The sequence below is a fragment of the Terrimonas pollutisoli genome, from assembly GCF_029360765.1.
Classification (GTDB): domain Bacteria; phylum Bacteroidota; class Bacteroidia; order Chitinophagales; family Chitinophagaceae; genus Terrimonas_B; species Terrimonas_B pollutisoli.
Window position 1 is genome coordinate 1 of sequence record NZ_JARKNA010000038.1, and the last position, 12,479, is coordinate 12,479.

Below are 12,479 nucleotides of genomic sequence, written 5' to 3' on the forward strand. Positions count from 1 at the left end.
AAAGGCGTTGTTTTTAAGAAAAATACATGCAGTGACCTTTAAGGGGTTCCTGCTAAAACTGGTGATGTTTATTCTGGCTTTTACCCTGAATAAGCTCACCCTTTAACTAGCAACTTGAATTAATTACTAAATAAAAATGACATATGTTTCATTCTATCCGGGAACGTTGTGACGCATTGGCCAGGAACTTCAGGGAAATACCTGCAGAACGGAAATTGACCCTGGAAAAAATTGCTGCCTTTATCAAAACCAAGGCCGCCAATAACGAAACAAGCAATCTTGTTTATGTATGTACGCATAATTCCCGCCGAAGTCATTTTGGCCAGGTATGGGCGGCGGTTGCAGCAGCCTACTACGGCATTGAAAACATCAAAACATTTTCGGGTGGCACAGAATCCACTGCCTTTAATCCAAATGCCATCAAAGCACTGCTGGCTGCAGGCTTTGATATAAAGTTGACAGATGAAAGCGACAATCCCATTTATCAGGTATACTTTTCTGAAACCGAATTTGCCACCTGCTTTTCTAAAGTATATAACCATCCGGGAAATCCTTCACAGAATTTTGCAGCTATTATGACCTGCTCGGAAGCAGAAGAAAACTGTCCATTTATTCCAAACTGTGACTTGCGTATCGCAACAACTTATAATGATCCGAAAGCATTTGATAATACCATACTCCAGGACGAGAAATACACTGAACGCAGCAACCAGGTAGCGATGGAATGTTTATACCTTTTCTCAACACTTACTAAAAAATAAAAGCAGCTTATTGAGTGCAAACAATTGTGTCCGGTATAATGAGAGAAGTTGGATTCCCGGATCGATACCTAACCCTGTGGAGTTTCCTGGTCAGGGTAATCCTGCGGATGTAATACGCACTAAATTTAAAAGGCTCTAGTGGTTTTGCGGATTATAAACATACACCACTTCATACGAGCTCTTTTTCAGGTCGGGCAATAATTGTCCCACCTGCAGGTCGTCCCGCTGGGGCGTAGGCTCGCAAACAGAATACTTGCTGCCATTATAAACAATCGCATGGCCGATTGGCTTATCAAATTTTACAGCAATCGTTACATGTTTGGGATAAGCCAGGACAATCATCGGCAGATTATAAATTTCTTTTACGAGGTAAAAAAACAAAGCGGCCCGGTCTTCACAATCACTTTGACCATACAATAAAGTTTCTTCCGGCGACATTCTTTTTTCTTTACCAAAAGCATCAGTGTCTTTTTCAAAAAGGAAGGCATAACGGGTAAAACGCATCAGGTAGTCAACACCGTTACGGGTATTCATTCCCTTTACATTTTTCTTTAGCGAGGGAATCAGCGAGCTATAGGTTTCCTTGCTTAAGGGTATATTGAAATGCGAGGCATAATCTACCACCGGGTAATTGGCAAAAATGGTTTTTACCTGCGGGTTCAGCTTTACTTTGAAATGATAATTGGTTTGATAGTAATTGAAGGAAATATCCTTTTCTTCATAATCAGCAGCCGTAAATCCGGGTAAGCTGGTCACTTTATACGAAAAAACTTTCTGTGCTTCGGGACTTTCAATGGCTATCTCAGTGAATTTTTCTTTGTCGAAGTCGATGCTGCCATAGTCGTGATAGTTCAGGCAGACATATTGTTTGCCATCACGCACCCGGAATGGAATATTATAAATGTTCTCATCACTCTGCACATAAAAAAGAATGCGGTTGGCTGAAATGGCCAGCGTAGCGTCATAGCCTGATTTGGATAAAAAGAACCATTTATAAAGTGTATAACGTTCGTAGTTGGCTGCCTTGGGGCTTATTTGTTGCGCAACCTTGCGGATCAGTTGGTAAAACAACCAGTCGTCGGGCTTATATTCTTCTTTATAGTTCAGCAGGGCCGACACGATGGGTTGGTATTCGGTTTTGCTGATAGCCTCGTAAAAAGATTGGATGTTTTCAGCAGAAAGCGGTCCGTTAAACTCCACTCTTGCAGCCGGATCAAAATCAAATGCAATAGTATCGCCATAAAAATCAAAACGCACCGGGCTGTTATGACTTTGCGTAAAGGCTGGCAGGGCGAAAACACCGTTTAGCAGCGCAAGGGATAATATGAGGGCAGCAATTTTCAAAGGAACCTTATCTCTTTAAAGATATAAAAACTTAACAATAAGGTAATATTAAATTTTTCCGGGCAAGCAAAAACTTGCCTATGATCATCGCCATCATCTGGATTTAGTTTATCAGGGGAGTTAATGCTTTAATAACCTTGCGATAACCCTGTTGTAATAATGCGGGAGCATCTTTGCACCAGTTCTTTCATCAACGTCGTTCCAGGCTACAAATGGATTAGCAGTTGTCCATTGTAAGCAATTTCTCATGCAGTTACCATCCCGGGGAGCAAGCAGCCCGGGGTGGTTTTTTTATGTCCGAATGTAACAGAATGCATTTTTTCTTTTCTTCAAAATCCTTTCATATCGGCGTAACAATTTGCTAACTCCCGCCTTTCACCTTTGATACATAAAAACGTTTCTGTAATGCTAAAACTCATCAAACCCTTGTCAATTTGCGCCATGGCTGTTGCCACGGTTATGCTCACGGACTCATGCTCAAAAAGTTTAAAACCAACCTCAGAAGAAGAAGCATTGGCTGACGATGCAAAGAGAACTGATGCGCTGGCGGCCTTAAAAAAATCGGGGCTCCAGGATTATTCAGTAACACCTGCATTAATTAAAAAATTAACAGGCTTTGAAGACGTCAATATTTATAGCCTTATCAGCAGCGATGATGAATTTACAGGTTTCCGTTTTGCAGGTTCGGCTGATGGCGCAGGATTGGTAAAAAATCCTGATGGTAACGGATATATTATGATGGTGAACAATGAAGACAATTATTCCGTTGCAAGGCTCTTTTTAGATAAGAATTTAAAACCGCTTCGTGGTGAATATGCATTAAACTCAGATGGCGGTACCTGGCGCCTTTGCTCGGGTACGATGGCAACTCCGCAGGAAAATGGTTTTGGTCCTCTTTATCTTTCTGCCGGTGAAAGTAATTCGGAAGCAATGATCCACGGCATTGATCCATTTGCAGCCAGCTTGAGCCCCAATGTCGCAAAGGGTTTGTCCGGACTTGGTAAATGGAGTGCTGAAAACGCAGTACCATTAAGCAAACATGCCTATCCCGGCAAAACCATTATCATTACCGGCGAAGATGCCTCAGACGCAAGTGGCGGGCAACTGGTAATGTATAAATCAGATATCACCGGTGATCTCGAAAACGGAAGTCAATTCATGTTGAAAAGGGTAGATGGGGTACAAAAAGAAACAGCCATGGCGACAGGAACTCCCTACGAGGTGGAGTTTGTAAAAATTGAAAATCACAAAACGCTAACCGGCACCCAGATACAGGCTTTGGTCGATCCGTTACAGGCCATCAAGTTTGGCCGGGTAGAAGATATTGACTATCGCAAAGGCAAAGGAAATAGCAGGGAAATTTATTTCAACGTTACCGGCCAGGATGCATCCGGTGTCAATACCGATTTATCCCGCACCGTCATGGGCCGTGTGTACAAATTGGAGATGGACCCTGCCGATCCGCTCAAAGGAAAATTGACTTGCATACTCGATGGTGATGACAATAATGGCATCGCAAAGGATTTTCAAAACCCGGACAATATCATGGTTACGGAAAACTATGTCTACATCCAGGAAGACTCTAACACCTATGGCTCCGAAGAGCATGACGCTTACGTTTATCAGTTCAGTATAGCAACCGGTGAATTGAAAAAGGTATTTGAACTCGATCACCGCAGAAATGAAGCCGACGCTGCCAAATACAATGTCGGTGGTGCTTCGAAAAAGGGAAGCTGGGAATATGGGGCATTGGTGGATATTTCTGATGTGGTGCACCTGCCCAATACATTTACACTTTGCATCCAGCCTCATTCATGGACCGATGCAAAATTTGCCGGTGTGGATGGCGGTTCCAAAAGAGCCAACGAAAAACAGGGAAGCCAAATCGTTATTTTACAGGGTTTGCCCAAATAAAAATTAATTACGATTGATTTTCCCCGGGCTTCAGGGTCCGGGGAATTTTTCTTTTTAGCAATGAAACGTCCATGTAAAAATTTTCATTATAGTATATAGGGGAATGAAAATTTTTATATGGTAAGTTCCATCAGGCCATTAAAGCATAAAAAATATACACTGGTGAAAAAAACATGGGTTATAGCCATCAGTTGTTTAGCCTGTTTAATATGGGCCGCTTGTTTCAATTCAAAAAAAGAAACAACAGCACAACAGGTGGTTGCTGCTTATCAAAGTGATATCGAAGGACTGCTAAAGCAGGTTGATACACTTATTGCGGTGACGAAGAAAAATACCGTTATCACTGACCTGCAACAGCAGTTTTACAAGGCAAAATATGCCTATAAACAAATAGAATGGCTGGCAGAATATTATCAACCATATACAGCCAGGTTTATCAATGGCCCTGCCTTACAGGAAGTAGAGCCTGAAAATAAGGCGATCACTATCGAACCGGAAGGGTTCCAGGTGATCGAAGAATATTTATTTCCCGCCTATGACAGCAGTTCAAAAAAAGAATTGGTACAACAAATCGCACTGCTTCGTTCCAATATTTCCCGCTTACAGAAAGCGGCTCTTAATCTGGAGACCACCGATGCGCATATTTTTGATGCTTTACGTTTACAGTTGTTCCGCATCATCGCCCTTGGCATTTCAGGTTTTGATTCTCCCATTGCCCAAAACAGCATTAAAGAAGCGGCTGCTTCCATTAAGGGAATACAATTTTACCTGTCATCTTACCTGCAAAAAAATAAAACGTCACAAACTATAGATAGCTTGTTGCAGGCAACACAAAAATACCTGGCTGCCCAACACGATTTTATTGCGCTTGACCGCATGCAGTTAATAACCCGGTACCTCGATCCGTTAGCGGAAAATATATTGGCCCTGCAAAACGAATTACATATCCCTGTATTTAGCGAGCCCCGGTTGTTGAAGGCCGGCGCCAGGCATCTTTTCGCTGCAGGTATTTTTAATCCTGATTTTTATATCCCCGATGCCGCCTCCGCTTCTTCAGCGGAGAAAATAGCGCTGGGTGAAAAACTTTTTTATGATCCTGTACTGTCTGCCAATCGAAGCAGGAGCTGTGCGTCCTGTCACCAGCCTGATAAAGCTTTTACGGATAGGCTAAAAGCCAACAAAGCATTGAATGGTTTGGCTTCACTCCAGAGAAATACACCCACGCTGTTAAATGCAGCCTTGCAACCTGCGCTGTTTTATGACATCCGTGTTAACTATCTCGAAGACCAGGCCAAAGCCGTGATTACAAATAAAGGTGAAATGCATGGATCACTGGCGGCAGCCGTGAAGTTTTTAAAAGAGGACGGAGATTACCAGCAACTTTTTAAAAAGGCCTACCAGGGAGAAGAGATGAATGAACTTCATATAAAAAATGCCATAGCAGCCTATGTGCGTTCCCTTATTGCCCTCAACTCAAGATTTGATCAGTATATGCAGGGAAATAAAATGGCGATGAACCAGGTGGAGATTGATGGCTTCAATTTATTCATGGGCAAGGGTAAATGCGGCACTTGTCATTTCGTTCCTTTATTCAATGGCAATAACCCGCCGCAATTCTTAAAGGTCGATGCGGAGATAATTGGCGTACCTACCACCAGCGATACACTGCATCCGCGCCTGGATGCGGACCAGGGAAAATATTATAATCACAAGATTGATCTCTATCGCTTTGCTTTCAAAACGCCTACACTTCGCAACATCGAACTGACAGCACCATATATGCACAATGGAGTATTCAACACGCTGGAAGAAGTGATAGCGTTTTATGACAGGGGCGGGGGAAAAGGATTGGGGCTTAGGTTAGACAATCAAACCTTGCCCGAAGAACAATTGAAGCTAAGTGCCTATGAAAAGAAAGCCCTGGTTGCTTTTTTAAAAACATTAAACGATACGGTTATTACCCGCCACCATAAATAGTAACTGGTCAACCTGCATTGAATAGTGTCACCAAGAACTTTCTGTTAATTCAATTCAGCACTGCTTGTTCATTTTGATTAATCTCTAAATTGCTCTGTATAAAAACCTTCAAAACTTATTACTATGGATGCAACAACCAACAGCCTTAACTGGTTTGAGATTCCCGTTACAGACATGCAACGTGCCAAACATTTTTACCAGGTAACCTTCAGCATGCATATGGAAGAATCCGAAATGATGGGGATGCAAATGGCTTTCTTCCCTTACGAAATGGGCAGTGGTAAGCTGTCCGGCGCATTGGTGCAGGGAGAGTTTCATCAGCCTGGTCAGAACGGCCCACTAATTTATTTGAACGCCAACCCTTCCATGGATTCCATACTTGAAAAAATTGAAGGCATGGGCGGCACGGTGATAAGCTCCAAAACACAGATTACCCCTGAAATCGGCTACATGGCGATATTCCTGGATACAGAAGGAAATAAAATAACGCTCCATTCACAGGAGTGATAAAAGAGGTTCAATAAAAAATGATAGTAAAGCGTATTGCCACGGCACTACGCTTTCGTCATCGCAATTATTTCATCACCTTATTATTCTTTAGTCCCCATTTTGCCATTGCTTCAAGGATAGGTTCCATTTCCTTTCCTGGTTTGGTCAGGCTGTATACCACGTGCGGCGGTACTACAGGCAACGACTCTCTTGATACCAGGTTGTCCAGCTCCAATTCTTTCAGGTGCTGGATCAGCATTTTTTCGGTAATATCCGGTATACACCTTTTCAGTTCGCTATATCTTTTTTTGCCGCTAATTAAATTATATAATATGAGCGGTTTCCATCGTCCGCCGATCTTATTCAGGGTAAAAGTGACCGGGCACTGAACCAGGATGCCTTTTTTATTCAGGTTGTTGGTAGATGTTTCTTTAATCACGATGGTACATACTTTTAGGTTAGTACTGATAAATAAGTAAGTACAAATGTACCTTTGTTGCTCAAATAAAACAAGAGTATGAAATACACACTTACCGGCTCTTTGGGCAATATCACCAGGCCGGTCGCTGAGCAACTGGTCAAAGCGGGTCACCAGGTTTCGGTGATTTCCAGCAAAGCCTCCAACACTGATGCAATAAAAAAAATAGGCGCTACACCTCTTATTGGAAACATAGAGGACCCCGGGTTTTTAACCGAAGCATTTAAAGGCGCCGACGCCGTATACCTGATGACACCACCCCGCTTTGATGTGCCGGATGTTTTCAGCAATCAAAAGCACGTGGCTGACAACTATGCCAAAGCCGTCGGGGCAAATCAAATAAAAGCGGTAGTGGTGTTAAGTAGCATTGGGGCGCACATGGGCACGGGTGCAGGACCAGTTGATGGCCTGGCATACCTCGAGGCCAGGATGAGGGAATTGCCGGATACAAAAGCGCTTTACCTGCGTCCCAGTTACTTTTATCAAAACATCCTGGCGATGATCCCGCTGTTAAAAAACGCAGGCATCATGGGCGGTAATCAACCTGGTGATTTCAGAATGCTGTTGACGCATCCTGTCGATATCGCCGCGGTGGTTGCAGAGCAATTATCGCAACTTTCTTTCTTTGCCAACCAGGTGATATATATTGCCAGCGACGAACGTTCATGGCAGGAAATCACGAACACATTGACAAAAGCCGTGGGCAAAGAAAATATTCCCTGGGTAGAATTTACGGATGAGCAATACCTGCAGGGAATGCTGCAGGCCGGCGTTCCTGCAACCAATGCCGAAGGATATAAACAGATGGGCATTGCCTTACGTACCGGCGAAATGCAGGCTGATTTTAAAAAACAAAATCCTGGCTTTTCAGGTAAGATTAAATTGGAAGATTTTGCAAAAGAATTTGCAGCGGTGTTTAATAGTTAACGGATGTGTGATTAAATAACCAATAAACAAAATAAAGCGGCAGTCGCCGCTTTATTTATTCACGTGATTGAAAGCCTTGTTATCACCACAAAAACTTCAGCACGGTTTTTCGATAGGGTACGGATCAAAACGTTTTCAATGGATTGGATTTTGTGTAAGGAACGGATCAACGCTTTGCTTGCCGTACAAAGAAACTACGAACCGCCACCTTAAAAAATAGACATGCCTGTCATTTCCGGATAATGAAAATACCTGCCTGCCTGTAGAATTTTATTTACGGAAACCTGCGGAGTACTTGTACGCAATCATTGAATTAAAGAGTAAGGGTTTATAAGTAAGAACCAGTATTTGATCTTATCATAGCAATGATTGGTAGAAAAAATAACCATCAGCAAGTAAGGAACTTTTAATTGAATCAATAAAAAAATCTGGATAATGATTTATTCCGGTTTTGGGCAACAACCCTATTGGAACAGCGTTCAAATCAAAAGTGACAAGAGTTGACACCTTGACACAAACATTTAGAACTACAGCGACACAGCGACATCATTTTGGCTACCATAGATTACTTGCTTTTCACTCAATCTTATTTCCTGATGTGCAAAAGTATATTTGCAAATAGTGATTAAACAATCGTACCTTTTTCTGCTTTAATCTTTCTAAGAACCCGGAGTCTCCAATTAAAAGTGCTGTCATCCTGATTAGCATATTGCCCTCTCGCTTTTTACCGATTTTAAAGTTAAGTTCAAAAGTATACAGACAGGCATTGCATAATTGTTACGGCGAAAAAATTACACTGGCTCACCTGTTTTCTTCCATCTGCCACGGGCTGTAAACAATTTTTCAAAAATTTAAATCACAAAAAATGGAACAGGACACAAACACACTTGCTGATACAATCAGTACTGGGGCAAGTAAGGCAGGATCAGGTCTAAAGACCGAAGCCAAAACCCCCGAAGCAATTCGCCCCTTCAAATTTAAAGCGACACAAGCTGACCTCGACGACTTGCGTCGCAGGATTTTAGCGACAAGGTGGCCTGAAAAAGAAACTGTTTCCGATCAAACACAGGGTGTTCCCCTCGCAACGGTCAAAGCAGTGGCCAAGTATTGGGCAACAGAATATGATTGGAGAAAAGTGGAGGCTAGACTGAATTCTTACCCCAATTTTATTACTAACATTGACGGGCTCGACATTCATTTTATTCACGTTCGTTCGAAAGAAAAAAATGCGAAGCCAATCATCATCTCCCATGGATGGCCAGGTTCGCCCGTTGAGCAGTTGAAGATCATTGATCCGCTTACAGATCCTACTGCTTATGGTGGAAATGCTGAAGATGCCTTTGATGTGGTGATTCCTTCGATGCCGGGGTTCGGGTTTTCAGGCAAACCAACAACTTCAGGCTGGAATCCTGGTCGCATAGCAAATGCGTGGGTAACACTAATGAAGCGTCTTGGATACGAAAAGTTTTTTGCGCAAGGCGGTGATTGGGGTGCTATGGTCACTGATTTAATAGCTGTACAGTCACCCGATAATGTACTGGGCATGGCCACAAATTTCCCGATTGGAGTTCCAGCTGAAATAGAAAAGGCGGCTTTTTCGGGAGCGCCTGCACCATCAGGCCTATCAGCAGAAGAAAAAAAGGCCTATGCACAAATAAGCACTTTTACAAGCGATTTTATTTTGCAAATTATGATGTCAAAGCGTCCGCAGTCCCTGCTCGCGACTTCTGATTCACCCGTCGGCCTTGCCACTATTTTTCTTGATCACGACCAGATTAGTTTGGCGATGATCTCCCGAATATTTGCCGGGGCATCTGAAGGTCTTACACGGGATGATGTCCTCGACAACCTTACACTTGCCTGGTTGACAAACACAGCGATTTCCGGGTTCCGTATCTATTGGGAGAATAAATATGATTTTTTCAGCCCACAAGGTGTCAAAATTCCGGTTGTTGTGAGTGCTTTTCCGGACGAAGTCATCAATATTCCCCGGAATTGGCTCGAGAAATCATATCCCAACATGGTCTATTACAAGAAGCATAACAAGGGCGGGCACTTTGCTGCCTTCGAACAACCCGAACTTCTTGTTAGTGATATCCGGGAAGGATTCAAATCACTGCGTTGATTACGCAAAGCGTTTATTATCGGGCTTTGGAAACGGACGCTACTTTAACGGAGCGTCCGTTCTTGCTTTATTTTTAAAATATCCGGCAATGATAAAATGCTAATGATTTTTGATCCTGCTTAAATAGAAAAAGGAACAGTGGGAAATAAACCGACGTTTTGTTAAATACACGAATATATTATGAAAAAAGAACGCTTTGATGCTATTACTGATCCAGTGTTAGCTATAATTGTGACGCTGATGGTACTGGAAATAAAGATACCGGAATTGACAGCGGAAAATACTCCAAAGATTTTACAACAAATTTTGGTCTACGCTTTAAGTTTTGTTGCAATAGCCGTCTTATGGCTGAGTCATCATAATATTTTCGTTCATACAGAAAGAATAAGCTTTAATGTGGTTTGGATAAACTTTTGTTTGCTGTTTGTCACCTCGCTAATTCCATTAGCAACCGCACCGCTTAGTGAACATTTTCACGAAAGATCAAGTCATATTTTTTATGGTTTGGTGCTAGGCCTGGTCTCTTTTCTTTACACGTGGTTACAGGATCAAAATGCCAGGCACTCAAAAATAAAATTAAGAGCTTCAATCCATTGGATAAATTGGATGACATGTGTTTTGTATTTCACAAGCATTCCTTTAAGTTATTTCAGCATATATTTATCTGCCGCAATCTTTGTGTCTTGTCCTGTTATGTATTTTATGCTTTCAAAAAAACCTATCGAATAACATTAATTAGGGTCTGCTGCCAACAAACGCTTCCTATGCAGGCTGAAGAAACTCGGAATATCATCACAGCAGAAAGCCTTGCCCATTGTGCGCAACTTATATAGCAGCTTCAATTTCATAGCGGCCAGGACATAATTTTTAGTTTGACATTTTAAATTTAGCGATCAAAAATCAAAGGGACATTTGAGCGAATTAATCGAAGCGAATGAGGCAAACTACAAATAGCCTTGTTATGGGTTCGGTAAAAAACCGAACATACAAGTGAGTGCCCCATGGAACAAGTTTAGGAGAGGCTCTACAGGTGATGCTACTTTTACTACAGCTGGCAAAAGTAGCATTGAAATTGCCAACAGTTCTTACAACTAAACCATCGTTAGCCGTTAAATTCGATAATTTTAAATTCTTACTTAAAAAACCATTATGGAATACAGACAACTCGGAAATTCCGGTCTACGTGTACCGGTATTAAGTTTTGGAACAGGCACATTCGGGGGTGGTAATGATTTTTTTAAAGCATGGGGCAGTACACAGGTAGATGAAGCTACAAGACTTGTGAATCTTTGTATTGATGCAGGTGTAAACCTCTTCGATACTGCGAATGTTTATTCACAGGGCACCTCCGAAGAGATTTTGGGCAAGGCTATAAAAGGGCTGCGCAACAAAATACTTATCTCTACAAAAGCTACTTTACCGATGAGTGACGAAATCAATGATTTTGGTTCATCAAGGTTCAATCTTATTAAATGCTGTGAGGATAGTTTGAAACGTCTTCAAATAGATCATATCGATATTTATCACATGCATGCCTTTGACGCTAATACTCCTGTAGAAGAAACCTTGAGTACACTCAATAACCTTGTGCAATCAGGCAAGGTGCGTTATATAGCATGCTCTAATTTTTCGGGATGGCACTTAATGAAATCACTTTCTGTTTCTGAGCGGTATGGTTGGAGCAAGTATGTGGCACACCAGGCATATTATTCATTGATCAACCGCGATTTTGAATGGGAACTTATGAAGCTTGGTATCGATCAAAATATTGGTACCATTGTATGGAGCCCACTTGCAAGCGGAACACTTACGGGAAAGTATCGTCGAAATCAACCTTTGCTGCAAGATGCAAGAGTAGCACAGGGTGGGAGTACTGTACCTGAAGCTGCGATAGATTTGGAAAGGCTTTACCGCATTGCAGATGTATTGGATGAATTGCAGCAGGAGACAGGAAAAACACCAGCACAGATATCGCTTAACTGGCTTTTACAAAGACCTACTGTAAGCAATATCATCATTGGTGCAAGAAACGAGGAGCAATTGAAACAAAATCTCGAAGCAGTAGATTGGAATCTTACTTTAGAGCAAGTGAAGAAACTCGATGAAGCAGGTGAGATATTACCGCCATATCCTTACTGGCATCAGCGGCAGTTTCAAAAGTTAAATGCCGCACCAGAGTTGTATAAGCATCTGACATAGATTGAGATTATAAACTTTAATACAGTAACCAAGCGAAGAGCCGTCTTTTGGGTAGGCCTTATACCTATAGATGGAAGAAAGCTGTAAGTTGAAAACTGCATATTTTGGAACAATTCAAAGAGCAAAATAGATGCGCACAACAACTAAGAGTTCGTCGGGCCTGAAGGGCCAACGATGAACTCTTAGTTGTACGGAACCTGCTGGTAGGCGTTGCTTGTAATTATGGGGATTGGTGTGTGGAAGACGTGGTTGATGCGGATGTTAA

Annotated in this window: 10 protein-coding genes and 1 pseudogene; 9 read left to right on the forward strand and 2 right to left on the reverse strand. The window is 42.1% G+C overall.

Annotated elements, in window-relative coordinates:
- Positions 1-106 (forward strand): annotated as a pseudogene (locus tag P2W73_RS25960) (IS982 family transposase); the annotation flags it as partial.
- Positions 107-143: 37 nt separating this feature from the next.
- On the forward strand, positions 144-761 hold the full coding sequence (locus P2W73_RS25965; RefSeq protein WP_276505024.1) for a low molecular weight phosphatase family protein: 618 nt from the start codon (positions 144-146) through the stop codon (positions 759-761).
- Positions 762-896: 135 nt separating this feature from the next.
- On the opposite strand, the gene P2W73_RS25970 is transcribed toward P2W73_RS25965, so the two are convergent.
- Positions 897-2,105 (reverse strand): hypothetical protein, encoded by a 1,209-nt coding sequence (locus P2W73_RS25970; protein WP_276505025.1) that lies wholly within the window; start codon positions 2,103-2,105, stop codon positions 897-899.
- Positions 2,106-2,510: 405 nt separating this feature from the next.
- On the opposite strand from P2W73_RS25970, the gene P2W73_RS25975 reads away from it, so the two are divergent.
- From P2W73_RS25975 to P2W73_RS25985, 3 genes are all read left to right on the forward strand, one after another.
- On the forward strand, positions 2,511-4,019 hold the full coding sequence (locus P2W73_RS25975) for a PhoX family protein (protein WP_276505026.1): 1,509 nt from the start codon (positions 2,511-2,513) through the stop codon (positions 4,017-4,019).
- 117 nt (positions 4,020-4,136) lie between these two features.
- On the forward strand, positions 4,137-5,996 hold the full coding sequence (locus tag P2W73_RS25980) for a cytochrome c peroxidase (RefSeq protein ID WP_276505027.1): 1,860 nt from the start codon (positions 4,137-4,139) through the stop codon (positions 5,994-5,996).
- A 123-nt stretch (positions 5,997-6,119) separates the two neighbouring features.
- A complete protein-coding gene (locus P2W73_RS25985) occupies positions 6,120-6,503 on the forward strand; it encodes a VOC family protein (protein WP_276505028.1) in 384 nt (127 codons plus the stop codon).
- Between the two features lie 67 nt (positions 6,504-6,570).
- Here the strand turns inward: P2W73_RS25985 and P2W73_RS25990 are convergent, their stop codons facing one another.
- Positions 6,571-6,924 carry a winged helix-turn-helix transcriptional regulator gene (locus P2W73_RS25990; protein ID WP_369127541.1) on the reverse strand — a complete coding sequence of 118 codons (354 nt, stop codon included), beginning with the start codon at positions 6,922-6,924 and terminating at the stop codon, positions 6,571-6,573.
- Positions 6,925-7,002: 78 nt separating this feature from the next.
- Here P2W73_RS25990 and P2W73_RS25995 point away from each other — a divergent pair, with 78 nt between their 5' ends.
- From P2W73_RS25995 to P2W73_RS26010, 4 genes are all read left to right on the forward strand, one after another.
- Positions 7,003-7,890, forward strand: coding sequence for an NAD(P)H-binding protein (locus tag P2W73_RS25995; RefSeq protein WP_276505029.1), 888 nt, complete (start codon positions 7,003-7,005; stop codon positions 7,888-7,890).
- Between the two features lie 865 nt (positions 7,891-8,755).
- On the forward strand, positions 8,756-10,015 hold the full coding sequence (locus P2W73_RS26000) for an epoxide hydrolase family protein (RefSeq protein WP_276505030.1): 1,260 nt from the start codon (positions 8,756-8,758) through the stop codon (positions 10,013-10,015).
- A gap of 180 nt (positions 10,016-10,195) precedes the next feature.
- Positions 10,196-10,744 (forward strand): TMEM175 family protein, encoded by a 549-nt coding sequence (locus P2W73_RS26005; RefSeq protein ID WP_276505031.1) that lies wholly within the window; start codon positions 10,196-10,198, stop codon positions 10,742-10,744.
- Positions 10,745-11,164: 420 nt separating this feature from the next.
- Positions 11,165-12,214 (forward strand): aldo/keto reductase, encoded by a 1,050-nt coding sequence (locus P2W73_RS26010; protein ID WP_276505032.1) that lies wholly within the window; start codon positions 11,165-11,167, stop codon positions 12,212-12,214.
- The last annotated feature ends 265 nt before the right edge of the window (positions 12,215-12,479 follow it).